29 protein-coding genes and 1 tRNA gene are annotated in these 24,176 nt (G+C 69.8%); 18 read left to right on the top strand and 12 right to left on the bottom strand.

Going from position 1 to position 24,176, the window contains the following annotated elements:
• Positions 1–14 precede the first annotated feature (14 nt).
• Positions 15–90: transfer RNA gene (locus tag LV457_RS01495), tRNA-Ala, on the top strand.
• Positions 91–160: 70 nt separating this feature from the next.
• On the opposite strand, the gene LV457_RS01490 is transcribed toward LV457_RS01495, so the two are convergent.
• Positions 161–439: a hypothetical protein gene (locus tag LV457_RS01490; RefSeq protein ID WP_232168589.1), complete on the bottom strand. Its 279-nt coding sequence runs from the start codon at positions 437–439 to the stop codon at positions 161–163.
• A gap of 92 nt (positions 440–531) precedes the next feature.
• On the opposite strand from LV457_RS01490, the gene LV457_RS01485 reads away from it, so the two are divergent.
• The 6 genes from LV457_RS01485 to LV457_RS01465 are packed head-to-tail and all read left to right on the top strand — an operon-like array spanning position 532 to position 2,953.
• Entirely contained in the window at positions 532–720 is a 189-nt protein-coding gene (locus tag LV457_RS01485) for a hypothetical protein (RefSeq protein ID WP_232168588.1), read from the top strand.
• A gap of 12 nt (positions 721–732) precedes the next feature.
• A complete protein-coding gene (locus LV457_RS01480) occupies positions 733–1,104 on the top strand; it encodes a hypothetical protein (RefSeq protein WP_232168587.1) in 372 nt (123 codons plus the stop codon).
• The gene (locus tag LV457_RS20065) at positions 1,101–1,232 is read left to right on the top strand and encodes a hypothetical protein (RefSeq protein ID WP_255701583.1); all 132 of its coding nucleotides are present in this window, start codon (positions 1,101–1,103) and stop codon (positions 1,230–1,232) included. The genes LV457_RS01480 and LV457_RS20065 overlap by 4 nt, the downstream gene beginning before the upstream one ends.
• Positions 1,233–1,259: 27 nt before the next feature.
• Entirely contained in the window at positions 1,260–1,487 is a 228-nt protein-coding gene (locus tag LV457_RS01475; RefSeq protein WP_232168586.1) for a hypothetical protein, read from the top strand.
• Between the two features lie 10 nt (positions 1,488–1,497).
• Positions 1,498–2,025, top strand: a complete 528-nt coding sequence (locus LV457_RS01470) for a Tox-REase-5 domain-containing protein (protein ID WP_232168584.1) — start codon at positions 1,498–1,500, stop codon at positions 2,023–2,025.
• Between the two features lie 10 nt (positions 2,026–2,035).
• Entirely contained in the window at positions 2,036–2,953 is a 918-nt protein-coding gene (locus LV457_RS01465) for an Imm52 family immunity protein (RefSeq protein ID WP_374198691.1), read from the top strand.
• A gap of 171 nt (positions 2,954–3,124) precedes the next feature.
• Here the strand turns inward: LV457_RS01465 and LV457_RS01460 are convergent, their stop codons facing one another.
• Entirely contained in the window at positions 3,125–3,772 is a 648-nt protein-coding gene (locus LV457_RS01460; RefSeq protein ID WP_232168582.1) for a helix-turn-helix domain-containing protein, read from the bottom strand.
• A 71-nt stretch (positions 3,773–3,843) separates the two neighbouring features.
• Here LV457_RS01460 and LV457_RS01455 point away from each other — a divergent pair, with 71 nt between their 5' ends.
• From LV457_RS01455 to LV457_RS01445, 3 genes are all read left to right on the top strand, one after another.
• Positions 3,844–4,740, top strand: coding sequence for an alpha/beta fold hydrolase (locus LV457_RS01455; RefSeq protein WP_232168581.1), 897 nt, complete (start codon positions 3,844–3,846; stop codon positions 4,738–4,740).
• Positions 4,741–4,808: 68 nt separating this feature from the next.
• Positions 4,809–5,012, top strand: coding sequence for a hypothetical protein (locus LV457_RS01450; RefSeq protein WP_232168580.1), 204 nt, complete (start codon positions 4,809–4,811; stop codon positions 5,010–5,012).
• A gap of 401 nt (positions 5,013–5,413) precedes the next feature.
• Entirely contained in the window at positions 5,414–6,406 is a 993-nt protein-coding gene (locus LV457_RS01445) for a GNAT family N-acetyltransferase (RefSeq protein ID WP_232168579.1), read from the top strand.
• On the opposite strand, the gene LV457_RS01440 is transcribed toward LV457_RS01445, so the two are convergent.
• Positions 6,387–7,655, bottom strand: a complete 1,269-nt coding sequence (locus LV457_RS01440) for an alpha/beta hydrolase (protein WP_232168578.1) — start codon at positions 7,653–7,655, stop codon at positions 6,387–6,389. The two genes, LV457_RS01445 and LV457_RS01440, sit on opposite strands and share 20 nt — an antisense overlap.
• Before the next feature lie 118 nt (positions 7,656–7,773).
• Between LV457_RS01440 and LV457_RS01435 the strand changes: the two genes are divergently transcribed.
• Positions 7,774–8,253 carry a TspO/MBR family protein gene (locus LV457_RS01435; RefSeq protein WP_232168577.1) on the top strand — a complete coding sequence of 160 codons (480 nt, stop codon included), beginning with the start codon at positions 7,774–7,776 and terminating at the stop codon, positions 8,251–8,253.
• Here the strand turns inward: LV457_RS01435 and LV457_RS01430 are convergent, their stop codons facing one another.
• Entirely contained in the window at positions 8,254–8,541 is a 288-nt protein-coding gene (locus LV457_RS01430; protein WP_232168576.1) for a hypothetical protein, read from the bottom strand.
• Positions 8,542–8,640: 99 nt separating this feature from the next.
• Here LV457_RS01430 and LV457_RS01425 point away from each other — a divergent pair, with 99 nt between their 5' ends.
• Positions 8,641–9,288: a DUF5642 family protein gene (locus tag LV457_RS01425; RefSeq protein WP_232168575.1), complete on the top strand. Its 648-nt coding sequence runs from the start codon at positions 8,641–8,643 to the stop codon at positions 9,286–9,288.
• Between the two features lie 8 nt (positions 9,289–9,296).
• Here LV457_RS01425 and LV457_RS01420 read toward each other — a convergent pair whose 3' ends face one another.
• Together LV457_RS01420 and soxR are read right to left on the bottom strand one after the other, a co-directional pair.
• Positions 9,297–9,893, bottom strand: coding sequence for an alpha-ketoglutarate-dependent dioxygenase AlkB (locus LV457_RS01420; RefSeq protein ID WP_232168573.1), 597 nt, complete (start codon positions 9,891–9,893; stop codon positions 9,297–9,299).
• Between the two features lie 35 nt (positions 9,894–9,928).
• Positions 9,929–10,360, bottom strand: a complete 432-nt coding sequence (soxR, locus tag LV457_RS01415) for a redox-sensitive transcriptional activator SoxR (RefSeq protein ID WP_232168572.1) — start codon at positions 10,358–10,360, stop codon at positions 9,929–9,931.
• A 46-nt stretch (positions 10,361–10,406) separates the two neighbouring features.
• Here soxR and arcA point away from each other — a divergent pair, with 46 nt between their 5' ends.
• A complete protein-coding gene (arcA, locus tag LV457_RS01410; RefSeq protein ID WP_232168571.1) occupies positions 10,407–11,618 on the top strand; it encodes an arginine deiminase in 1,212 nt (403 codons plus the stop codon).
• A 40-nt stretch (positions 11,619–11,658) separates the two neighbouring features.
• Here arcA and LV457_RS01405 read toward each other — a convergent pair whose 3' ends face one another.
• Both LV457_RS01405 and LV457_RS01400 read right to left on the bottom strand, forming a co-directional pair.
• Complete coding sequence (locus tag LV457_RS01405; RefSeq protein WP_232168570.1) at positions 11,659–12,519, bottom strand: endonuclease domain-containing protein; 861 nt, start codon at positions 12,517–12,519, stop codon at positions 11,659–11,661.
• A 99-nt stretch (positions 12,520–12,618) separates the two neighbouring features.
• Positions 12,619–14,163: a dolichyl-phosphate-mannose--protein mannosyltransferase gene (locus LV457_RS01400; protein ID WP_232168569.1), complete on the bottom strand. Its 1,545-nt coding sequence runs from the start codon at positions 14,161–14,163 to the stop codon at positions 12,619–12,621.
• A 24-nt stretch (positions 14,164–14,187) separates the two neighbouring features.
• Here LV457_RS01400 and rsmI point away from each other — a divergent pair, with 24 nt between their 5' ends.
• On the top strand, positions 14,188–15,027 hold the full coding sequence (rsmI, locus tag LV457_RS01395) for a 16S rRNA (cytidine(1402)-2'-O)-methyltransferase (RefSeq protein ID WP_232168568.1): 840 nt from the start codon (positions 14,188–14,190) through the stop codon (positions 15,025–15,027).
• Here rsmI and LV457_RS01390 read toward each other — a convergent pair.
• From LV457_RS01390 to metG, 4 genes are all read right to left on the bottom strand, one after another.
• A complete protein-coding gene (locus tag LV457_RS01390) occupies positions 14,933–16,264 on the bottom strand; it encodes an aminodeoxychorismate synthase component I (RefSeq protein ID WP_232168567.1) in 1,332 nt (443 codons plus the stop codon). The genes rsmI and LV457_RS01390 overlap by 95 nt on opposite strands.
• Positions 16,265–16,284: 20 nt before the next feature.
• The gene (locus LV457_RS01385) at positions 16,285–17,184 is read right to left on the bottom strand and encodes an RNA polymerase sigma-70 factor (RefSeq protein ID WP_232168566.1); all 900 of its coding nucleotides are present in this window, start codon (positions 17,182–17,184) and stop codon (positions 16,285–16,287) included.
• Positions 17,181–18,335, bottom strand: coding sequence for an NAD(P)/FAD-dependent oxidoreductase (locus LV457_RS01380; protein WP_232168565.1), 1,155 nt, complete (start codon positions 18,333–18,335; stop codon positions 17,181–17,183). The genes LV457_RS01385 and LV457_RS01380 overlap by 4 nt, the downstream gene beginning before the upstream one ends.
• 88 nt (positions 18,336–18,423) lie before the next feature.
• Entirely contained in the window at positions 18,424–19,956 is a 1,533-nt protein-coding gene (metG, locus tag LV457_RS01375) for a methionine--tRNA ligase (RefSeq protein ID WP_232168564.1), read from the bottom strand.
• A 26-nt stretch (positions 19,957–19,982) separates the two neighbouring features.
• Here metG and LV457_RS01370 point away from each other — a divergent pair, with 26 nt between their 5' ends.
• The 4 genes from LV457_RS01370 (at position 19,983) to LV457_RS01355 (ending at position 23,984) form a co-directional block, all read left to right on the top strand.
• Entirely contained in the window at positions 19,983–20,816 is an 834-nt protein-coding gene (locus tag LV457_RS01370) for a TatD family hydrolase (protein WP_232168563.1), read from the top strand.
• Positions 20,817–20,909: 93 nt separating this feature from the next.
• Positions 20,910–22,037 (top strand): resuscitation-promoting factor, encoded by a 1,128-nt coding sequence (locus LV457_RS01365; RefSeq protein WP_232168562.1) that lies wholly within the window; start codon positions 20,910–20,912, stop codon positions 22,035–22,037.
• The gene (rsmA, locus tag LV457_RS01360; protein ID WP_374198689.1) at positions 22,038–22,976 is read left to right on the top strand and encodes a 16S rRNA (adenine(1518)-N(6)/adenine(1519)-N(6))-dimethyltransferase RsmA; all 939 of its coding nucleotides are present in this window, start codon (positions 22,038–22,040) and stop codon (positions 22,974–22,976) included.
• A gap of 51 nt (positions 22,977–23,027) precedes the next feature.
• The gene (locus LV457_RS01355) at positions 23,028–23,984 is read left to right on the top strand and encodes a 4-(cytidine 5'-diphospho)-2-C-methyl-D-erythritol kinase (RefSeq protein WP_232168561.1); all 957 of its coding nucleotides are present in this window, start codon (positions 23,028–23,030) and stop codon (positions 23,982–23,984) included.
• Positions 23,985–24,176 lie beyond the last annotated feature (192 nt).

The following is a 24,176-nucleotide window of genomic DNA, read 5'->3' as shown; positions in this document are numbered from 1 at the left end:
CCTCCAAGCCACCAGGGGCTATGGCGCAGTTGGTAGCGCGACTCGTTCGCATCGAGTAGGTCAGGGGTTCGATTCCCCTTAGCTCCACCACAGAGGTCTTGCTCGCTGCGGTCGAGGGATGTCGGTAAGAGCAAGAGCCAATCGAGCGGAAGAATGATCGTCAGTTGCTCGATTCGAGGCCCCCGTAAGGGGGCTTTTCGATGCAGCTGCCGAGGTGTCGGCTGAGGTCTTTCTCGTCATCGCCAGGGCGGCGTGGAAGTCGATCGTCGGTGAGCAGGTCGAGAAGTCGATCCTCCTTCGCTTCCAGTTCCCTGAGCTTGCGGCTGACTGCTGCGTGCAGTTCGGCAACGCTGCGTTGTTCCTCGGTCAGCGCATCGTCGAGGAGCTGGCGTACGTCGTCGACAAAGTTCGTAGGCAGCTTCAGCGTCGTGGTCGACAATCGCCTCCTGTCGTCCGCGGCACGCCGAAGAGCTCCACGCCCGGCACGTCGCCTGCGACAGCCGGATCGATGACGCGGAGTCAGGAGTCCCGGTGACAGCTGCGGCCGCGCTTGCCGCCGTTGCGAAGTGGCAGATCGACACGACGGTGCTCCATGGCCGCCTCTCTGCTCATGGCGAGGCGATGAGCGGTTCGGCGGCGAGCTTTTCGGAGACCGAAGTCAGCAATGCTGCCGATATCGGAGTGGTCGGTGACGAGGGCAGTGCCTGCGTAGATTTGTAGCGTGCCTCCGCTGTGACGCCTTCAGTCGCCGACATCGAGCGCTGGGATCCCGGCGACGTGCGCGAGGTGTTTCACGCCACCAGAAATCGCGCTGAGGCTGCCTTCGAGGCCCCCGACGGCATTGCGACGTTGCCCGCGTTCGGGACGTGGGGCGATAAGGCCGCCGAGGCCGCCAGGACCGCCAACGAGCAGCTGCGCAAGGATCTCGACGCCCACGGCAACGAGGCGCTCGCCGTGGTGAAGGCCGCGCGGGATGCCGCCGATGACATGCAGCGGGTCAAGGACGATTTGGCACAACTCGAAGCCGACGCGGTAAACGCCGGCTACCGAATCGATCCGGCGACCAGCCGGGTCATCCCGGGGCCGATCCCAAGGCGCCCATGATCATTGCCATTGCCGAGATGGCCGAACTGCAGGCCCGGCTCGACAAGATCCTGACCGATGCCGCCCGTGTCGACGGCGAACTGGCGGCAGCGATCAGTATGGCGACCGGGGCGGCTCCGAATACCTAGTTCGCCGCGCCAGGCGCCGATCGCCAGATGAGCGGCGATGACATCACCGCGCCCGAGACGGGTCCATCGGTGCTCGCCGGTGTGAACGCTGCCAACAACCGAGCAGCCATCGAGGCCATGCAGCGGGTCAAGGCCGCACAGGCCGCCGTCGACAAGGTAGCGGCGGAAGCCTACGTGCACGGTGCCGGCAGCCCGGAGGCGCTAGCGGCCATGGCGGAACTGCCGCAGCTGAAAAAACCTGGCCGATGCGCTTGATCAGCTTGGGATGATTCCGGACTACTCAAAGAATGACCTCAGTTCGGTCCAGTTGTCGCCCGACGGCCACCTGTTGTTCGGTCCCGGCGGGTCCGGACAACAAGCGCAAGCGATCGGCACGCTGAAGAACGGAGCCCGGGCCTCATCGGCGGTCAGCGATCTCGCTGTGCACGGTCCCGGTGCATGGGGACTTGTGAACGAATCGATGTCGGCGCGGGCCGCCGCTTACCAGATGCAGGTCACTGATCATCCGATTACCGAGGACTACATCGTTAATGGGGTCAAGATCGACGGTTTCGGTAACGGTGTTCTCATCGATGCGAAGGGTTACTATTCGCAGTTCATCGACGACGGCCGATGGCGATCGTGGTTCCGAGGAGAGCAATCACTACTCGACCAAGCTGCGCGCCAGGTGGCGGCAGCTGGCGGAGCACCGGTCCAATGGACGTTCGCAGAGAAGGAAAGTGCCAACCTGGTCCGAGAAATGCTGATGCATGATTATCCGCAAATCCGCGTTGTCTGGGTGCCTCCACAGTAAGGAAGACTGAATGACGAGATCGTTTCTCGGAGCATATTGGGACGCGCGAGCGGAGTCGGTTGACCAATGCGCCGACCGGGTCGCAAGGTCGCTCGAGTCACTGGCCGATCTTGATCCCCTCCTGACCAATTGGCGCGACAAGGGCCGATCGCGGCGAGAAGCGCTTGAGCAGCCACTAGTGACGACTGAACGCGCCGACCTCGCCGCTCGCCTTTTCGCAGGACGGAATCGCACCGACATCGGCAACGAGGTCATCGAAGAACTCGGCTACGCCGTGTACTGGTGGAACAGCCGCGAGAACAGGGATGGCGGCGTCACGCTTTCAATGCACCTGAACGTCACATCCCAGCACGTCGGGAATAACGTTCTTCTCAACTTCCCTGACTCTTCACGCTTCCCTAGCCTATACACCACTAATACCGCCAAATCGATACTCTCTGCCGTCATTTCGTCGTTCGAACCGCAGCGCGCTGTATGGTCTAGCAGTTCCCTGACAAGGGAGCAGGCCGAGCCTGATGAACCACTGGATGGCGGCGGCATCGCGTATGGCCAAATAGTTGGGCACCCAGCGGGCTGGGCTACCTTCCTCGCCGACGATGAAACGACTCGCTTTGATCGTCAGGCCCTTCCGAAAACGGCGACCGTCGAGAGAGTCGGGAACAGCGGCTCACTCGTTCTAGTTGGCGACGATCCCGCCAATCCGCCGTTGAATGATGTGCTGGCAGTCCGAGCGGCGATGGGCTACGCAGTGCCGCACCTCGACAGGTCAGCCGCACCGTCGGTCGAGCCATCGGAAAGCCCCAGATCCGCTGCGCTGCACGGCGAAGAGCGAGGGGCTGCGCCTTCGGCTACCGCAGACCATCAGGAGCACGACCAGGTGAGCGAGCAGAAACGGCTCGATTCCGAGGCGCGTCGCGAGGAGGCTTAATCGCAGATGCGGGCTGTCGTGCTGACAAGGTCCGTCGCCTTGCTCACTTAAGGCCACCCGATCGACGCTGGGAACTTCGAGACGCCGGTAGATATAGTTCTCGGCTACCAGTAGCACGCGCGCGAAGGTGGGGCGAGATCGTCAGAGGCACAATTTCTCTACGGATGAGACTTATTGAGCGTTGGCGCTTGGTTCGACCGCGGCGAGGATGTCTCGAACTATGGCTTCGTCGCCTTCGATGTTGACCATGGCGCGGACCTGATCCAGGTTGAGCATGCCCACTGCCAGCCCGAGTGCTACGTGGGCGTCAGTGCTGATGATGGCGTCAAGCGCGCGGCCATCATGGGGCGTTAGTTCGATCCCTGTTTGCAGCGCGTGGATTTGGATCACGCGTCCGTCAACGGCTAGCCCGATAGTCGCCGGCCACCTGGCGGGAACTCGCCCCGCGAAGAGGGCCGGGAGGGCAATGAGCAGCCATTCTGAGCGAAACTGATCACCTTCGGGCCCGCGAATCATCAGTGGTGTAGACCAACGGACGAGGCCCTCGATGGGACCTCGCAGGTCGGCGCCCCATTGGGTGAGCGCGTACACGACGTGTCCGTCGTTATTGGTCAGGCGGCGTTCAATCACGTCGGCCGCTTCCAGGTCACGCAGCCGATCTGTGAGCAGGTTGGTCGCGATGCCGGGAAGCCCTTCAGCAAGCTGCCGGTAACGCGCAGGGGCGACGAGGAGCTGACGAATGATTAGGAGGTTCCAGCGGTCACCGACGACGTCGAGTGCCCGGGCCAGTCCGCAGTATTGACCGTAGCTCCGACTCATTTCCCACCATCCGCTTGATAATTTCTACCTAGCTTGCTTCTATCAAGCACCATAGCCGGGGAGGGGTCCGCATGACTGCCACTGAGAGGCCCGAGTGGGTCGATGACACGGTGTTCCCGTTCGAAAGCCGCTTCGCGGAGGTGGACGGGAACGTCGTGCACTACGTCGACGAGGGCTCAGGGCCGGTGCTGTTGATGTTGCACAGCAACCCCGTCTGGTCCTTCGTCTACCGCGACGTCATCATCGCTCTGCGCGAGCAGTTCCGCTGCGTCGCATTGGATTTCCCAGGGTTCGGCCTCTCTACCGCAGGTCCCGATTACGGGTTCCATGCCGACGATCACGCCGAGTTGCTCGTGGCGTTCCTCGACCAACTCGGCTTGAGCGAGCTGACCCTGGTTGCGCACGGCTGGGGCGGTCCACTCGGGCTTTACGCTGCAGAACAGCGCCCGAACCTGTTCCAGCGTCTCATCCTGACCAACACCTGGGCGTGGCCGCTCAACGGTGATCTGTTCAGCGAAGTTGCCTCACGGGGCATGGGGAACCCAGTCGGCCGCGCACTGATGGGGCGATTCAATCCGCTCGTCAACTACTTCATCCCGACAACGCACAAGCGACGCAAAGTGACAAGCGCGGAGATGGCGCACTACCGCAACGCGACATCCACACCGGAACAACGCCGTGCCTCCGCAACACAGCCAGCGGACCTTGTGGGCGCGCGAGAGTTCTTCATCCAGCTAGTGGAACACCTTGCGCCCGTTTCTAGTCTGCCGACCCTGATCGTCTGGGGCGACTCAAACCTAATTTTTACTGATAAGTACCGCAAACGGCTGGAACTCACATTTCCCAACCACACGACGAGGACGCTGCACCGCGTTGGCCACTACCCCATGTCCGACGCGCCTGAAGAGTTTGCAATTGCCATCCGTGACTGGCATCCGCACAGCGGAGCGCTTAACACTCCTGAGTAGGACCTGCGAGAGAAGACATGAGACGTCTCGTTTTCTCTAGATGTGAGACAACGCCCAGAATCGATTTCGTGTCGGACGACGATGACAACTCCGGAGCCGCGGACGGACTCGACGCGGTGGCTGATGCGATGGACAAGGCAGATCGAACCTCGATGGAGAGCTGGCGAGCCGAAACTGACCTATGGGACGAACTTGCTGTTGCAGATGCCGACTACGCCGCTGGGAACACGATCAGCGGCGAGGAGCTACGCCGCCGCTATGGACTGCCCTGATCCGGGGTTTCCCGTCATAACACCCACGGCATGGCAGGCCACATCAGATCAACACTGTCCCGCCGTTCCGGCGGGTCGTCGACGAGCCACCACAGACAGCGCTCAGCCGCCGGCCCACCGCCGTCGACCAGCCAACGCAACAATTCACGCTCCACCACTGCACCGAGTATGACTGAGGTCTGCTGCAGGTCAGGAAGCGCTTGGCACGGGTGTTCGTTCATCTTGTCGGGACAACTGCGACCGCGGGTGGTGAGGCGGCAATCCGTTCGCGCAGGTCAGACCACTCCCGACAGGTACGCACGTTCGAGTTTCTATTTATTTCTTCCGCCAACGTTCTCGAATCGACCACGTTCGGCCCGTTCACACCCGCCCGAATCCGCGCGCGACTACCGTTGAATCCGATGCCGGTACCACCCGCCGACCTGACGGCGCTGGCGATGTTCGCCGGCTGCAGCCACGACGACGTCGCCTCGTTGGCCGAGCTGCTGGAGCCGGTGCACGCCGCGGCGGGCACGGTGTTGATGACGCAGGGCGAGCGCTCCGACACGTTCCTGTTGCTGGCGGCCGGCACCGCTGCCGTCGTCCACTCCGCGCCGGACGGCAGCTGCGTCGAGGCCACGCTGCTGCCCGGCGTCGTCGTCGGCGAGATCGCGTTGCTGCGCGACGCGGCCCGCACCGCCACCGTCACCGCCCGCGACGACGTCACCGGTTACGTCGGGCACCACGACGCGTTCGACCGGCTCCTGCACATCCCCGGGCTCGCTGATCAGCTGGTGCGCACCGCGCGGCAGCGGCTGGCGGCGTTCGTGGTGCCGGTGCCGGTGCAGACGCGCGACGGCACCCAGCTCCTGATCCGGCCGGTCCTGCCCGGTGACGGCGCCCGCGTGCTGCACGGCCACGTCCGGTTCTCGCCGGAGACGGTGTACCGCCGCTTCCTGTCGGTGCGCAAGCCGACGGCGGCGATGCTCAACTACCTCAGCCAGGTCGACTACGACGACCACTTCGTGTGGGTCGTGCTCGACGCGTCCGGCGGGCCGGATGGCCCGGTGGTCGCCGACGCGCGATACGTCCGCGAGGAGGTCCGGCCGACGGTGGCCGAGGTCGCGTTCACGGTGGCCGACGACTACCAGCACCGGGGCATCGGCTCGCTGCTGATGGCGGCGCTGGCGGTGGCCGCACACGTCGGCGGCGTCGAGCGGTTCACGGCCAGCATGCTCGCCGACAACGTCGCGATGCGCCGGATCTTCGACCGCGCCGGCGCCACCTACCAGCGCGACCACGGCGTGGTCTTCACCGAGTTCGACGTGCCGCCGCTCGACGGTCTGCCGCTCGACGACGCCACGGTCGCGGGCCTGCGCGACGTGGCGCGGCAGGTCATCTCCGCGGTGAGCTGAGGTGCTGGGCGTAGATCTCGGCGAGGAACTGTTCGACGGCCACGGCGGCGTGCGCGGCGCGCGGCGAGCCGAAGATGTCGAATGCGTGCTGGGCGATCGGCAGTTCGGCGTAGACCACCGGCTGCCGGCTCGCGCCGCGGAGTGCGTCGACGAAGTCGCGGCCCTGCTGCACCGGCACCAACGTGTCCTGCTCGCCGTGCAGCACGAAGAACGGCGGCGCGTCCGGACCGACGTAGCTGATCGGCGAGGCCGCCTGATACTTGTCCGGATGCTTGGCTTGCGGCTGCTTGAACACCCGCTGCTCCACCACCGGCGCCATCAGCGGATGCTGCGAGCCGTCGGGATGGGTGAAGTCGTAGACGCCGTAGAACGGCACCGCCGCCCGAAGCGAAGTGTCGGCGTCCTCGAAGCCCGGCTGGAACTGCGGGTCGTTCGGGGTGAGCGCGGCAAGCGACGACAGGTGGCCGCCCGCCGAGCCACCGGTGATCGCGACGAAATCGGGGTCGCCGCCGTAGTCGGCGATGTGCTCCTTCACCCAGGCGATGGCCCGCTTGACGTCGACGATGTGGTCGGGCCAGGTGTTGCGCGGGCTCAGCCGGTAGTTGACCGGCACGCAGATCCAGCCGAGCTCGGCCAGGTGGCTCAGCAGCGGATGCGCCTGTCCGCGTTTGCTTCCCGTGATCCAGGCGCCGCCCGGCACCTGGATGAGCACGGGCGCCTTTCCGCGGCGGTCGAGGTCGGGCCGCCGCCAGATGTCGAGCCGGTTCGCGCCGCCGAACTCTCCGTAGCTGATGTCGGCGTCGTGGGCGTAGTCGCGGTAGATGCGCAGCATCCGCGCGGCGCCGGGCCGCTTGGCCGTCGCCCCGTCCGGCGCCGGCCGCTTCCACAGCCCGTCGGAGTTCTGGCGCCGGTCGATGCCCAGCCCAGTGTCGAGCGCAGCCTTGAGCGGCTCGTCGGCGCGGCGGCCGATGCGGTCCAGCCCGACGAGGCCGAGCCAGGTCAGCGCGGAGACCAGCCAGGCGACCAGCCGTGCGCGCGCACTCGCCCGGCGGCTCGCGAGCAGCAGCCCGCCGGCGTGCGCGGCGAGCGTCTGCAGCGGCAGCTCGGTGACGATGACGCCATAGGCGAAGGCGCCCAGCGAGGCATAGCCCCGCCGGGTGAGCGGGCGGTAGCCGTTGGCGGTGAGCGTGGCCCCGATCGCCGCCGTGGTCAGGATCGGGAGCCGCCGGGGCTTGGTGCGTCGACGCATCCGGCCAGCCTAGGAACATCGGCCGCCCGCCTCGGCTGTGGGGCACGCCGTCGGGCGAGACGACGCGGTCTGCGCCGGTGACGATTCGCCGGAGCGCCCGCCGGATAGACGCCCGGGCATGCGCACCTCGACCCTGCGGGGATCCGTCGCGTCCGTGGCCGCAGCTGCCGTCGTCGGTTCCAGCGCCAGCCGAGGCGGCCGCGATGTCCGGTACCTCCTGCTCCGCAAACCGTCGTACCAGCCGCCCGCGTCCGTCTTCCCGGTCGTGTGGACGTCGCTGTACACCGACATCGCGCTGACGTCGGCGGCGACCATCGACGAGCTCGAGGACGCCGGCCGGCGCGACGAGGCCACCGCCTACCGGGTGGCGCTCGCGGTCAACCTGGTGCTGAACGCCAGCTGGACCTGGATCTTCTTCAACCGGCGGAAGCTCGGGCCGGCGGCGCTCACCGCGGGTGCGCTCGCGGTGAGCAGCGCCGACCTCACCCGCCGCGCCGTGGGCGCCCGACCGCGGGGCGGCTGGGCGTTGGTGCCCTACCCGCTGTGGTGCGGTTTCGCCACCGTGCTCGCCACCCACATCTGGCGGCTGAACCGCTGATCAACAGGCGAGCGACACCTGGATGGTCTTGCTGATCACCACGACGTAACGATCTCCGTCGTTGTCGCGGCGGGTGGCCGTCACCGTGTTCGGGTTACGCACGTTGGTGACGACGCAGTCCTCCAGCGGCGCCGAGCCGACCCGGTCGATGTTGACGGAGTAGCCCTGGTCGCGCAGCGAGGCGATGGTCTCCGCCGCGGTCGGGCCCGCAGCGGCCATACCGGCCGGCGCGGCCATCGCGGCGGCTGCGGCGAGCGCCGCGGCGGCGAGAGCGGTTCTGGCGGTCATCGGTCGCCTCCTGATCCAGTGACGAGCTGCAGAGGTATATCGCCGAGCGGACCGCAGGTGTTCCCGGCCCTGCGCCCGAGCTGACGTAGATTGACCACGATGCGAAGACCAGTGGTCGCCGTGTTGCTCGCCTGCGCGGCATCCGGCGCGTGCGCGGCGGAGCCGACCCCGGACATCGCCCGCGTCGCCGACGTCCGCTCCCAGTTCGGGGCCACCTACCAGGTGACGACCATCGACCGCACCGGCATCGACCCCGCGCGCGTCGGCAGTTCCCCGCTGCCGCCGGGGTTGACGTTCGCCCCGCCCGAATGCGCCGAGCTCGCCACCGGTGAGGGCCTGCCGAACGGCGTGGCCGGCAACATGGCGGCCGTCTCGGCGGCGGGGGAGGGCAACCGGTACTTCGTCATCGCGGTCGAGACCTCCGCCGACGTGCCGGCCCCCGAGGCGCCCGGCGAGAACTGTCGGCGCGTCGATTTCACCGGCCCGCAATTGCACGGCGCGATCGAGGTGGTCGACGCGCCCGCCATCGACGGCGTGACCACCAGCGGCACGCACCGCGGCGAGATCCGCGTGGTGAACGGTCGCCCGGTGCGTGGCGAGCTCTACAACTACGTCGCGCGGTTCGACAACTACCAGGTGATCGTCACCGCCGACCCGCTGCTGACGCCCGGCCAGCCGGTGGCGCCGGTGAACACCGACAAAGCGCGCGCGTTGCTCACGGCCGCGGTGTCGGCCGTCCGCGGCTGACCGGGGCGTCATCGCACGTCGCGGGGACGGAACTGGATGCTGATGCGTGGTCCCGTCGGTCGGGCCGTCTTCGGGATGGCGTGCTCCCAGGTGCGCTGGCACGAGCCCCCCATCACCAGCAGGTCACCGTGGGCGGGTCGCAGCCGCAGCGCCGGCCCGCCACCGCGCGGGCGCAGCGCGAACACCCTTGCGGCGCCGAGGTTCACGATGGCCACCATGGTGTCTTCGGTGCTGCTGCGGCCGATGGTGTCGCCGTGCCAGGCGACGCTGTCGTTGCCGTCGCGGTAATAGCAGAGCCCCGCCGTGGTGAACGGTTCGCCGAGTTCGCCGGCATAGCTGTCGTTGAGTCGCCGTCGCAGCTGCTTGAGGGCCGGGTGCGGCGGTTCGTCGGCGACGAGGTCGTGGAAGCTGACCAGCCGCGGCACGTCGAGCACGCGGTCGTACATCTGCCGGCGTTCCGCTCGCCAGGGGATGCCGTCGCGCAGCTCGTCGAACAGGGTGTCCGCGTCGGTCAGCCAGCCCGACCGCAGCTCGACCCACGCCCCGCCGGCGAGCCGGCGGCGTTCCTCGTGGTCGAAGAGTGACCCCTGCAGCGCGACACTCACGGCGCCCAGCATATCGCACGGGTGTTCGATGCGGCTCAGAGTCGGGCAGCGCCGGGGCCGTTTTTCGCCATCGCGTCGCCGGGGTTGCTCAGCGCGCAGCTACGCAGGCTGAGGCAGCCGCAGCCAATGCATTCGGCGAGGTTGTCGCGCAGCCGCTGCAGGTGGGCGATGCGGTCGTCGAGGTCGGCGCGCCACCCCGCGGACAGCCGCGCCCAGTCGTCGCTGGTGGGCACCCGGTCGGCGGGCAGAGTCGCCAGGGCGTCGCGGACGCGAGCCAGGGGGATGCCGAGCCGCTGCGACATGCGGATGAAGGCGACCCGGCGCAGCGTGTCGCGCGGATACCGGCGCTGGTTGCCCGACGTGCGCCGGCTGACGATCAGACCTTCTCGTTCGTAGAAGTGCAGCGCCGAGATCGCCACGCCGCTGCGGCGGGCGATGTCGCCGGGGCTGAGTTCACGGTCGTCCATTGCGGCTCAACCTTAGTTGAGGTCGGCCGCCGACTACGGTTGAGCGGTGACTGCTTATGCCTTGGGAGTCAACTCGGAGGTCGGCACCCTGCGGGCGGTCATCCTGCACCGGCCGGGGCCGGAGCTGCAGCGGCTGACGCCCCGCAACAACGACGCGCTGCTGTTCGACGGGCTGCCCTGGGTGGCGCGCGCACAAGAAGAGCACGACGCGTTCGCCGACCTGCTGCGGTCACGCGGCGTCGAGGTGCTGCTGCTGGGCGAGCTGTTGACCGAGGCGCTCGCCAGCGGCGCCGCCCGCATGCACGGGATCGGCGCGGCGGTCGACGCCCGGCGCCTGGGTCATCCGCTCGCGCAACAGCTCTCGGAGTACCTGCGCACGCTGCAGCCCGCCGAGCTGGCGCGGGTGCTGATGGCGGGCATGACCTTCACCGAGCTGCCCTTCACCGACAGCGCCGAGCTGTCGCTGGTGCGCCGCATGCACCACGGCGCCGACTTCGTCATCGACCCGCTGCCGAATCTGCTGTTCACGCGGGACTCGTCGTTCTGGGTCGGACCGAAGGTGGCGATCACCTCGCTGGCGCTGCCGGCCCGCGCGCGGGAGACGTCGCTCACCGACGTGATCTACGCCCACCATCCGCGGTTCATCGGCGTGCGGCGGGCCTACGAATCGCGCTCGGCGCCGGTCGAAGGCGGTGACGTGCTGCACCTGGCGCCCGGCGTCGTCGCGGTCGGCGTCGGCGAGCGCACCACGCCGGCCGGCGCGGAAGCGCTGGCGCGCAGCCTGTTCGACGACGACCTCGCACATACGGTGCTGGCCGTGCCGATCGCCCAGCAGCGGGCGCAGATGCACCTCGACACGGTCTGCACCATGGTCGACCGCGACGCCGTCGTGATGTACCCGAACATCGTCGACTCGTTGTCCGCCTTTGTGATTCGCCGGCTGCCCGGTGGTCGCGTGGAGCTCAGCGACGCCGCGCCGTTCGTAACGGCCGCCGCGACGGCGATGGGCATCGACCGGCTCCGGGTCATCGCCACCGGGCTCGACCCCGTCACCGCCGAACGCGAGCAGTGGGACGACGGCAACAACACGCTCGCGGTGGCGCCCGGCGTGGTCGTCGCCTACGAACGCAACAGCGAGACCAACAGCCGGCTGGAGGACGCGGGCATCGAGGTGCTGCGCATCTCGGCGTCGGAGCTGGGCACCGGGCGCGGCGGGCCGCGCTGCATGTCGTGCCCCGCCGCCCGGGACCCGCTCTGAGCTTCCCGCGAAATCGCATACCCGGTCGTGATTCGCCGTCTCACGCAGCCCTGGCTTCAGTCTCGCGGCGTGCGAACGCCTCCCGAATGCGCTCGACGATCGCCGATGGCCGGTCCTCGGCGATCACGCGGATGACGATCCACCCCAGTCGCTCGAGCTCCCGGATCCGCCACTGGTCGCGGACGTACTGCTTGCGGTCCGTCCGGTGGTGATCGCCGTCGTACTCGAGCGCGATCTTGCGATCTCGCCAGCCCATGTCGAGGTAGGCGAACACATAGCCGTCGCGGTCGCGAACCGGTATCTGCGTCTGCGGCTTCTCGAAAAGGTGGCTGCGGATGATGAGCAGACGAAGCCACGTCTCCTTCGGCGACTGCGATCCGGCGTCTATGAGCTCCAGCGCCTCGCGGACTCGCTTGATGTTGCGCGCACCGGTGTGCCTGTCGACGAGCGGCGCCACCATCTCGGCGGTGAGCCGAGTCGCAGAAGCGAGTGCGTCGAGGTTGGCGACAGCAATCGCCAGGGGGAGATGACGAGCCACGTCGAAAGCGGTTCGCTCGACGGTCGCGACGGCCATACCGGCGAGTTCCTGCACGTCGTCGTAATTGAAGCGCTCGTCGCGGGCGATGATTCCCGAAGGTGGCCGCGAGTTCTTCCACAGCAATTCGATCGGAGCGTCGTCGGCCACCCACCGAGCACCGTGAAGCGCAGCGGCGGCTCGACCGGTGATCACCCCGCGCCGCCCGGACCACAGCCAAGCCCCCGTCGTGCGGATCGACAACGTCGGCGGTGTGCCCCGCGGAATGTAGGTGTCCGGGAAGACGGGGAACCATCGCACGCGGAGTTGGCCGCGCGTCACTCGCTTCTGCTTGAGCGCTTCGCTGCCCAGGATCACTTCCACCATCGATGGATCGTGGCAGTCGACGCGTGTCCGTCGCCGAGACTGCACACAGGGCTGTGAATAGCCGCGAATGACGACCGGGAATTCGATTTCGCGGAAAGGCTAGCGCCAGCTGGGCAGCCACATCTGCCAGTTCCAGGTCTGCTGGCTGATCGGGATGCCGGTGAGCACGGGGAACAGCCAGATGAAGTTCGTGATCACCAGCGCCACATAGCAACTCACCGCGAGGATGCCGAGCCTGCGGCGTTCGGCCGACTGGTTCGGGGCGTGCAATATGTCGCTGAGCACGAGCGCGATGAGCACGACGAGGAACGGCGCCATCGTCGCGGCGTAGAAGAAGTACATCTGCCGGCCGATGTCGGCGAACCACGGCAGCCAGCCCGCGCAGTAGCCGGTCAGTGCGACGGCGTAGCGCCAGTCACGCCGAATGACGCTGCGCCACAGGGCGTACAGCAACAGCGGCACCGACACCCACCACAGCGCCGGCGTGCCGACGAGCATCACCGCCTTGACGCAGGACTGGGCGCCGCAGCCGGGCACGTCCTGCTGTTCGATCGCATACAGCACCGGTCGCAGCGACATCGGCCACGCCCACGGCTTCGACTCCCAGGGGTGGTGGTTGCCGGCGGCGTTGGTCAGGCCGGCGTGGAAGCTGTAGGCGTTGTAGGTGTAGTACCAGAGCGAGCGCAGCGCGCCCGGCAGCGGCAGCACCGAGTCCTCGCCGATCTCGTTGCCGACGACGTGCCGGTCGATGCCGGTCTCGGATGCGAACCACAGCGAGTACGAGCCCAGGTACACCGCCAGCGGGATGACGCCGAACACGTACACCGCCGGCCCGAGGTCCCGCCGCGCCACGCCGCGCCACGGCCTCGGCACCCGGTACTGCTTGCGTGCGGCCACGTCGAAGGCCAGCGACATGACGCCGAAGAACAGCACGAAGTACAGGCCCGACCACTTCGTCGCGCAGGCCAGCCCCAGCAGCACGCCGGCCCCGAACCGCCACCACCGCACCCCCAGCCGCGGCCCCCACGGCGTCTGGTCGATGCGGCCCTCCTCGAACGCGACATGCAGGCGCCGCCGCACGTCGTCGCGGTCGGCGAGCAGCGCGGCGAAGGCGCCGACGACGAAGACGACGAGGAAGCCGTCGAGCAGCGCGGTGCGCGCGACGACGAAGCTGACGCCGTCGGCGATGAGCAGGAACCCGGCGATCGCGCCGACGAACGTCGAGCGGGTGAGCCGCCGCACGATCCGCACCACCAGCGCCACCAGGATCACGCCGCAGATCGCCCCGCTGATCCGCCAGCCCAGGCCGGTGTAGCCGAAGACGGCCTCGCCGAGCGCGATCAGCTGCTTGCCGACGGGCGGATGGACGACGAGGCCGAAGCCGGGATTGTCCTCGATGCCGCTGTTGTGCAGCATCTGGAAGGCCTGCGGCGCGTAGTGCTTCTCGTCGAAGATCGGCGTGCCCGCGTCGGTGGGCCGCGACAGGCCGGCAAACCGGGTGACGGCGGCGAACGCGGTGACCACGGCCGTCGCCGCCCAGCCGTTGAGCCGATCGGCCGGCCCGAAGTCGGCGACCGGCACCCGAGGCCCCGGGCTGAGGAGCGGCGCCGCGGTGGCGGGCCGGTCGTCGGCGGTCACGGTCACACCGGCGATCGTAGGCTGTGCGCCATGACCGGTGGACGACTGTTGCTCGCCGCCACGCCGCTCGGGCAGCCGTCGGACGCCTCGGCGCGGCTGGTCACGGCCCTGCAGACCGCCGACGTCGTCGCGGCCGAGGACACCCGCCGCGTGCGCCTGCTCGCGTCGGCGCTGGGGGCGCCGATCGGCGGCCGGGTGCTCAGCTTCTTCGACCAGAACGAGGCGACGCGGGTGCCCGCGCTGGTCGCCGACATCGCCGGCGGTGCGACGGTGCTCGCCGTCACCGACGCCGGGATGCCGCTGATCAGCGATCCCGGCTACCGACTGGTGACCGCGTGCGTCGCGGCCGGGCTGCCGGTGAGCTGCCTGCCCGGCCCCTCGGCGGTGACGACGGCGCTCGCGGTGTCCGGGTTGCCGTCGGACCGGTTCTGCTTCGAGGGGTTCGCGCCGCGCAAGCAGGCGGCGCGACGGGCCTGGCTCGCGACGCTCGCCGACGAGCCGCGCACCGCGGTGTTCTTCGAGTCGCCGCGCCGGCTGGCCGCGTGCCTGGCCGACGCGGTCGCCGAGCTCGGCGGCGGGCGGGCGGCGGCGGTGTGCCGCGAGCTGACGAAGGTGCACGAGGAGGTGGTGCGCGGCACGCTCGCCGAGCTGGCGCTCTGGGCCGCCGACGGCGTGCTCGGCGAGATCACCGTGGTGCTCGCCGGGGCGGTGCCCAAGGCCGAACTGCCGACACTGGTCGACGAGGTGCTGGCGTTGATCGAGGCGGGCGAAGGGGTCAAGGATGCCTGCCGGCAGGTGACGGACCGCTATCCGGGGGCGCCGCCGCGCCGGGAACTGTACGACGCCGTGGTGCGGGCGCGCCGGTCCTGACGCCGACGATCGCGGCCGCCTTGTGCAGGCACTCGTCCCATTCGCGGTCCGGGTCGGAGTCGGCGGTGATGCCGCCCCCGACGCCGAGCACGACGCGTCCGACCGGTTCTCCGCCCGTCGCTGCGCTCGCCCCGGTGTCGAACTCGATGGTGCGGATCGCGACGTTGAGTTCGGTCCCGGCGATCGGTGAGGCCAGGCCGATCGTTCCGCAGTACACGCCGCGGCGGGCCGGCTCCCACTGCCGGAGCAGTTGCCGCGCCCGGTGCTTGGGTGTGCCGGTGACCGATGCGGGCGGAAAGGTCGCGGCGAGCAGCTGTGTCGCGCTGACCTCCGGCGGCACCGCGGCCCGCACCGTCGACACCAGGTGCCAGACGCCGGGCGCCGGGCGCAGCGCCAGCAGTTCGGTGACGGTCACGCCGCCGACGGTCGCGACGCGGCTGAGGTCGTTGCGCACCAGGTCGACGATCATCACGTTCTCGGCGACGTCCTTCACCGACTCGCGCAGCGCCGCCGGTGCCGCGGACGCCGGCAGCGTTCCCTTGATGGGGCTCGACGTGACGACCGGACCGGCGCGGGCCAGGAACAGCTCGGGGGAGAACGACGCGACGGCCCCCCAGTCGCCCGCCAGGAACGCCGCCCGGGCGGGGGAGATCCGGCCGACGGTGTCGGCGAAGACGTCGACCGCCCGGCCGCGGCAGGTCCCGACGTAGGCGGTGCACACGCACGCCTGGTACACCTCGCCGGCGCGGATCGCGGCCAGGCAGGCGCTCACCCCGGCCCGGTGCGACGCCCGGTCGGGCGGGGTCCAGTCGATCGTCCATGGCCGCGGTGGCGCATCGCCCGCCAGCGCGGCGGCAAGCCACGGCGGCATCGGGTCGCCCGCCAGATCCTCGTACCACCAGCACCCGTCGCGGTCCTGGCGCAGCACGCACGGGGTCCACCCGCCGGCCGCGACCGGAATGCGCGGCGGCGCCCCGCCGGCACCCGCATCGGGATAGGACAGGTAGCCCAGCCAGCCGCCGCCGACGTGCGGCCCGCCGGCGCCGGTCGGCACGTCGAACACCGCGTCGGCGGGCACCGGGCGGATGTCGACGCTGGGCGCGAGCACCGCCCGCCCGCCGAACCAGTCGCCGATCAGCGCGGCGGGCGGCGGCACGCCCAGCCGCTCCGTCGCTGCCACCACCGAGCGCAGCACCGCCGGCGGCTCGCCGAGGACACCCAGCCGGTCACACCGCACGCCACCAGCCTCGCAGAAGCTCAGCGGCTGATCGACCTCGCGACGGCGGCCCCGGCGAGCTTGTCGGGGTTGCGCACGGCGTAGAAGTGCGTGATCCGGCCGTCGACGATCTCGACGCAGATGACGCCCTCGAAGCGGTCGCCGAGATAGAGCTTCAGCGCGGGCGCGGCGTTGTAGTACGCCGGCTCGGCGCGACCGCCCTGCCCGGCCAGCCGCATCAGCCCGAGCACCAGCTTGCCCACCCGGTCGGCGCCCGACACCGGGCGGCGGGCGGCGCTGACCTTGCCGTCGCTGTCGGCGGTCCACACCACATCGGGCGCCAGCACGGCCATCAGCCCGTCGATGTCGCCGGAGGTGGCGGCCGCGAAGAACCGTTCGACCACGCGCATCGACTGTTCGGGATCGACCGGCTCGAACCGCTTGCGCCGCGCCTGGACGTGCTCGCGCGCCCGGTGCGCGAGCTGCCGCACGGCGGCCACGGATTTGCCGACGGCCGAAGCGATCTCGTCGTGGTCGAAGCCGAACACCTCGCGGAGCACGAACACCGCGCGCTCGTCGGGTGTGAGCGTCTCCAGCACGACGAGCATGGCCATCGACACCGACTCGGCGAGCACCACGTCCGAGGCCGGGTCGTGCTCGTCGAGCAGCAGCGGCTCCGGCAGCCAGGGGCCGATGTACTCCTCGCGGCGGCGGGCGCCGGCCCGCAGCGCGTTGAGCGACTGCCGCGTGACCAGCTGCGCGAGATAGGCTTTCGTGTCGCGCACCGTCGACAGGTCCACCTCCGCCCAGCGCAGGTAGCTGTCCTGCAGCACGTCGTCGGCTTCGGTGGCGGTGCCGAGGATCTCATAGGCGATGGTGAACAGCAGCGGCCGGAGCACGCTGAAACGCTCGGCGTGCTCCGACCTGCCGACGGCGGTCATGCGGCCGCCCGGGCCCCGAGGTCCTCGCGGCGGGCGCCCTTGACCACCAGACCCGAGCCGGGCTTGCGCGCCTCGCGGCGCAGCCCCCACACCGTGCCCCTGCAGATCGCCTCCTTGGCGGCGGCGGCGATGCGGCCGCCGAGGTAGAAGCGCCCGGGCGAGTCGTCCATGTGGGTGAACTGCAGGGTCGCGGCGTGCCGGCCGAGGCTCACGCACTGGGCGACGAACCGCGGTGCGATGGCGTCCGGCGCGGTGCCGGCGAGGCGGTGGATGACGGTCTCGGCGGCGTGCGCGCCCAGCGGACCCGCGGCCTGGCAGCTCATCCGGAGCGGCCGGTCGGACGGCGCCGCGCAGTCGCCGGCCGCCACGATGTGGGGGTCGTCGACGCTGGTGAGCGTCTCGTCGGTCAGCAGCCGGCCGAGTGCGTCGGTGCGCAGGCCGCTGTCGGCAGCCAGTGCCGGCACGCCGAACCCCGCCGTCCAGATCGTCACCGCGCTCGGGCGCACCGCGCCGTCGGCGAAGACGACCGCGTCGCGGCGCACCTCGACCACGGTGTCGTCGTCGAGCACCGTGACGCCGAGAGCGGCCAGCCGCCGGGCGGTCGACCGACGCGCGCCGGCCGACAGCGACGGCGCCAACCGCCCGCCGCAGACCAGCGTGACGTTGCGGCCCTGCTCGGCCAGTTCTGCGGCCGTCTCGATGCCGGTCAGGCCGGCGCCGACCACCGTCACCGGCGCGGCCGGGTGCAGTTCGTCGATCGCCGCGCGGAGCGCGGTCGCGTACTCCCACTCGGCGATCGGGTGGGCGTACTCGGCGCCGGGAACGGTGGCCGCGCCGCGGGTGCTGCCGACCGCATAGACGAGGTAGTCGTAGTGCAGCGGCTCGCGGCCGGACGCGACGTGCACGGTGCGGTTCGGCGCGTCGATCCGGGTGGCGCTGTCGACGACGAGCGAGACGCCCTCGGCGAGCAGCGACTCGTACTCCGCCGTGGCGGCGTGGTTACCCGCCACCAGTTGGTGCAGCCGGATGCGTTCCACGAACATCGGGCGCGGGTTGACCAGCGTCACCCGCGCATGGGCGGCCAGCCGGTCGGCGGCCTGCACCCCGGCGTAACCGCCACCCAGCACGACGACGTGGGCTTGTGCTGTCATATTTGCCTCCTGGCGTCAGTGGCTCACCGTCGAGCCGCTGACCTCCAGACACCGCCACGGCGGGAAGTGTGACACGACGTGACGAGCGTCACTGCGCCTGGAAGCGCGGGAACACTCCGGTCGGCGGCGGCAGGGCGGTGCCTGGAACGACGCGGGCGCCGACCGCGGCGAAGCTGCGCTGGTCGGCCGCAACACCGAGCAGGTCCAGCAGCCGGGCGGTCGACTGCGGCATCACCGGCTGAGCGAGCAGCGTCGCGATGCGCACCACCTCCAGCGTGGTGAACAGGATCGTCGCGAACCGGGCTTCGTCGGTCTTGCGGACCTGCCACGGCTCCTGGGCGGAGAAGTACCGGTTCGCCGACCCGAGCACCAGCCAGATCGCCTCCAGCGCCAGGTGCATCTGCTGCTGGTCGAAGCACTCGCGCACCCGCGGCAGCAGCGCGTCGGCTTCGGCGAGCAGCGCCTCGTCGTCGGCGGTCAGCTCACCGGGGGTGGGCACCGCGCCGCCGAGATTCTTGGCCACCATCGACAGCGAGCGCTGGGCGAGGTTGCCGAGCTCGTTGGCGAGGTCGGTGTTGATCCGGCCGATGATCGCCTCTTCGCTGTAGCTGCCGTCCTGGCCGAACGGCACCTCGCGCAGCAGGAAGTAGCGCAGCTGGTCCACACCGAAGGTGGTGGCGAGGTTCACCGGGTCGACGACGTTGCCGATCGACTTGCTCATCTTCTCGCCGCGGTTCAGCACGAAGCCGTGGGCGAACACCCGCCGCGGCAGCTCGATGCCCGCCGACATCAGGAACGCCGGCCAGTACACGGTGTGGAACCGGATGATGTCCTTGCCGATCATGTGCAGGTCGGCCGGCCAATACCGCCGGAACGGCTCCGCCGCCGTGTTTGGATAGCCCACGCCGGTCAGATAGTTCGTCAGCGCGTCGACCCACACGTACATGACATGGTCGGGATGGTCGGGCACCGGCACGCCCCAGTCGAACGAGGTCCGCGAGATCGACAGGTCGCGCAAACCGCCCGAGACGAAGCTGACCACCTCGTTGCGGCGCACGTCGGGGCCGATGAACTCCGGATGGGCCTCGTAGTGGGCCAACAGCCGCTCGGCGTACGCCGAGAGCCGGAAGAAGTAGGTCTGCTCCTCGGTCCAGGTGACGGGATTGCCGGTCTCGGTGGCAAGGCGGCTGCCGTCGGGCGCGACGGTGAGCTCGCCCTCGGTGAAGAACCGCTCGTCGCGCACCGAATACCAGCCCGCGTAATTGTCCAGGTAGATGTCGCCGGCGTCGGCCATCCGCCGCCAGATCGCCTCCGACGCCGCGAAATGGTCGGCGTCGGTGGTGCGGATGAACCGGTCGAAGGAGATGTTCAGCGTCTCCTGCAGCCGCTGGAACACATCGGAGTTCTGCCGGGCCAGGTCGGCGGTCTCCACGCCCAGGGCAGCCGCCGTCTGCACCATCTTCAGGCCGTGCTCGTCGGTGCCGGTGAGGAATCGCACGTCGAACCCGTCGAGCCGCTTGAAGCGGGCGATCGCGTCGGTGGCGATGTACTCGTAGGCGTGGCCGACGTGCGGATCGCCGTTCGGGTAGGCGATGGCCGTCGTGACGTAGAAGGGCTCCATCAGCAGTCGAGCTTAGGGTGTGCGCCATGGCTAAGACGCGCGAGAGGCCGCCGCTGCCGGAGCCGCTGGCACCGCTGGTCGACGCGCACACCCATCTCGACGCGTGCGGTGCCGCCGCTGCCGACGACGTCCGCGCGATCGTCGACCGCGCGGCGGCCGTGGGCGTCGAGGCCGTCGTCACCATCGCCGACGACCTCGCTTCGGCGCGCTGGGTGGTCGAGGCCGCCGGGTGGGACGAGCGGGTCTGGGCCGCGGTGGCGCTGCACCCCACCCGGGCGGGCGCGCTGACTTCCGACGCGCGCGCCGAGATCGAAGCGCTGGCCGGGCACCCGCGGGTGGTCGCCGTCGGCGAGACCGGCATCGACCGGTACTGGCCCGGCAAGCTCGACGGTTGCGCCGACCCGGCCACCCAGCGGGAGGCGTTCGCCTGGCACATCGAGCTCGCCAAGCGCGTCGGCAAGCCGCTGATGATCCACAACCGCGACGGCGACGACGACGTGCTCGACGTGCTGCGGGCCGAGGGCGCGCCGGACGCGGTGATCTTCCACTGCTTTTCCTCCGACGCCGCGATGGCCCGCACCTGCCTGGACGCCGGCTGGCTGCTGAGCCTGTCGGGCACGGTGAGCTTCCGGAACGCCGGCGCCCTGCGGGAGGCCGCCCGGCTGATCCCGCCCGGGCAGCTCCTGGTGGAGACCGACGCGCCGTTCCTCACGCCGCATCCCTACCGCGGCGCACCCAACGAGCCCTACTGCCTGCCCTTCACCGTCCGGGCGCTCGCCGAGGTCACCGGCCGCGATCCGCACGAGCTGGCGGCCGACTCCGCGGCGACGGCGCGGCGGGTCTACGGCATCGAGGCCTGAGTTGTATCCCACCGGGCCGTTCGTTACCGTGCTGTGACCCCTCTGCGCCCCCGTGTGGGCGCGTCTGTCTCACCCAGCCGGGAACAACGCCTCTTGAATGCTCTGACGAAGCTCCACCGCTCCCGTTCGCCGCTGCTCCGCAACCTGCTCGCCGCCCTGCTCGTGGCGCTGACCGCTGCCGGTGGTTATGCGGTGGCCTCCCAGAAGACCGTCACCCTCGACGTCGACGGCACGTCGATGACCGTCACCACGATGAAGTCCCGGGTGATCGACGTCGTCTCGGAGTACGGCTTCACCGTCGGCGAGCGCGACGACCTCTATCCGGCCGGTGACACCGCGGTGAGCCAGGCCGACACCATCGTGCTGCGCCGCAGCCGGCCGGTCGAGGTGTCGATGGACGGCCAGGGCGCCCAGCAGCTGTGGACCACTGCCTCGACCGTCGACGAGGCCCTCGACCAGCTGTCGATGCCCGACGCCGCCCCGGCGGTCGCGTCGCGCGGCAGCCGGCTGCCGTTGGAGGGCATGGCCCTGCCGGTCGTCAGCCCGAAGAACGTTCGCATCGACGACGGCGGCGTCGTCACCGAGCAGCGACTCGCCGCGCCGACCGTCGAGCAGTTGCTGGCCGCTGCGGGTGCGCCGCTGCAGCAGGCCGACAAAGTCACGCCGCCGCGCAACGCCCCGGTCGTCGAGGGCATGTCCATCGTCGTCACCCGGATCCGCGTGGAGAAGGTCACCGAGTACGGCGTGCCGCTGCCCCCGGCGGCGCGCCGCATCGAGGACGTCACGATGAACATGAGCCGCCAGGTGCTCGAGGATCCCGGCACCCCCGGCGTGCAGGACGTCACCTACTCCGTGGCGGTCGTCAACGGCGTCCCGACGGGCCGGTTGCCCGTTGCTCACCGAGTCGTCGTCCCGGCGCGCGAATCTGTGCTGAGGGTCGGCGCGAAACCGGGCACGGAGGTGCCTCCGGTGAGCAACGGCGAGACGTGGGATGCGCTCGCGGCGTGCGAAGCCGGTGGCAATTGGGCTGTCGACACCGGCAACGGATTTTACGGCGGCGTCCAATTCGATCAGAACACCTGGGAGCGAAACGGTGGCCTGAGGTATGCTGCACGTGCGGATCTTGCTACCAGAGAGGAGCAGATCGCGATTGCTGAGGTGACCCGGGCACGCCAGGGTTGGGGCGCCTGGCCGACGTGTAGCGCGAGATTGGGGGGCTAGGTGACCATACGGCTACTCGGGCGTACCGAGATACGGCACCTTGCCAAGGATCTGGACTTCCGGCCGCGGAAGGCGCTGGGCCAGAACTTCGTGCACGACGGAAACACCGTGCGCCGGATCGTGTCCGCGTCGGGCGTCACCAAATCAGACCACGTCCTCGAAGTCGGCCCCGGGCTCGGTTCGCTGACGCTCGGGCTCCTCGATCGCGGAGCAAACGTCACGGCCGTGGAGATCGATCCGGTGCTCGCGCGCCGGCTGCCCACGACCATCGCGGAGCACTCGCACAGCGAGATCCACCGGCTCTCGGTCCTCAATCGCGACATCCTCACGCTCGGGCGCGACGACCTCGAGAAGCAGCCCACGGCGGTGGTCGCCAACCTGCCGTACAACATCGCGGTGCCCGCGATCCTGCACGTGCTCGCCGAGTTCCCGACCATCCGCGTCGTGATGGTCATGGTGCAGGCCGAGGTCGCCGAGCGGCTCGCCGCCGAGCCCGGCGGCAAGGACTACGGCGTGCCGAGCGCAAAGGTCCGGTTCTACGGGCCGGTCAAACGCTTCGGGATGGTGTCGCCCACCGTGTTCTGGCCGATCCCGCGGGTCTATTCCGGGCTGGTGCGCATCGACCGGTACCCGACGTCGCCCTGGCCGGTTGATCCGGCGTTCCGCGAGCAGGTCTTCGAGCTCATCGACATCGCGTTCGCGCAGCGCCGCAAGACGTCCCGCAACGCGTTCGCCGAGTGGGCCGGCTCCGGCAACGAGTCCGCGTCACGCCTGCTGGCGGCGAGCATCGATCCCGCCCGCCGCGGCGAGACGCTGTCCATCGCAGACTTTGTCCGGCTGCTGGAGCGCTCCGGGGTGTACCAGCCGGGGCAGCAGCCCGCCACCCCAGGCGGGGATGCGAGCGAGCCGTCGCCGCAGTCGCAGGCCCGCACGCTGTAGGCGTGCGCGAGCGCTCGTGGCGCCGCCGGTCGGCGCACTAGGGTCGGTGGCGTGTCTGCCTCCGATGGAAGCACCGCCGTGGATTGGGTGGCCACCGGCTCGGTCACGGTGCGGGTGCCGGGCAAGGTCAACCTCTATCTCGCGGTGGGCGACGTCCGCGACGACGGTTACCACGAGCTGACCACCGTCTTCCACGCCGTGTCGCTGCTCGACGAGATCACCGTCCGCACGGCGGACCTGCTGTCGGTGGAGGTGGTCGGCGAGGGCGCGGACACGGTTCCGGTCGACGGACGCAACCTGGCGTGGCGGGCCGCCGAGCTGCTCGCCGACCACGTGGGACGGGCACCCGATGTGGCCATCACCATCGAGAAGTCCATCCCGGTGGCGGGCGGCATGGCCGGTGGCAGCGCGGACGCCGCCGGCGTGCTCGTCGCGATGAACACATTGTGGGAGCTCGGCGTGCCGCGCCGCGACCTGCACGCCCTGGCGGCCGAACTGGGCAGCGACGTGCCGTTCGCGCTGCACGGCGGCACCGCGCTGGGCACCGGGCGGGGCGAGGACCTCGCGACGGTGCTGGCGCGCAACACCTTCCACTGGGTGTTGGCCTTCGCCGCCGGCGGCCTGTCGACCCCGGCGGTGTTCGCCGAGATCGACCGGCTGCGGGAGACGGGTGACCCGCCGCGCCTCGACGAGCCGGGGCCGCTGCTCGCCGCGCTCGCCAGCGGCGACGCCGCCCAGCTGGCGCCGCTGCTGGGCAACGAGCTACAGGCCGCCGCCGTCAGCCTGGATCCGGGGCTGCGGCGGACGCTGCGGGCCGGCGCCGAGGCCGGCGCGCTCGCCGGCATCGTGTCGGGTTCCGGCCCGACGTGCGCCTTCCTGTGTCCGTCGGCGTCGGCCGCGGTGGACGTCGGGATCGCGCTCTCCGGGGCGGGTGTGTGCCGGACCGTCCGGGTCGCCAGCGGGCCGGTGCAGGGTGCCCGGGTGGTGCCGACGCCCGCCCGCTCCTGATGCGTCGCGGTGTGACCCGGGCCTCATTCTCGCGTGTCATTTGGCGGCTCTCTAAGAGGAGCTTAAGATGATCCGCGGTGACTACGAGGAACCTGCTGTCGCGACCGGTGCCCGCCGGTGGCCTCGGCGGCCTGCCATCACCTAACCGAGACGAAACCGCTCCCGAATCGTGCACGCGCGCCTCTGCCCGGG

Origin of the sequence: Mycobacterium sp. MYCO198283 (assembly GCF_021213805.1) — a bacterium.
In the GTDB taxonomy this organism is placed as follows: domain Bacteria; phylum Actinomycetota; class Actinomycetes; order Mycobacteriales; family Mycobacteriaceae; genus Mycobacterium.
Note: the sequence above shows the minus strand (reverse complement) of the source record. Positions and strands in the feature narration are given on the sequence as shown.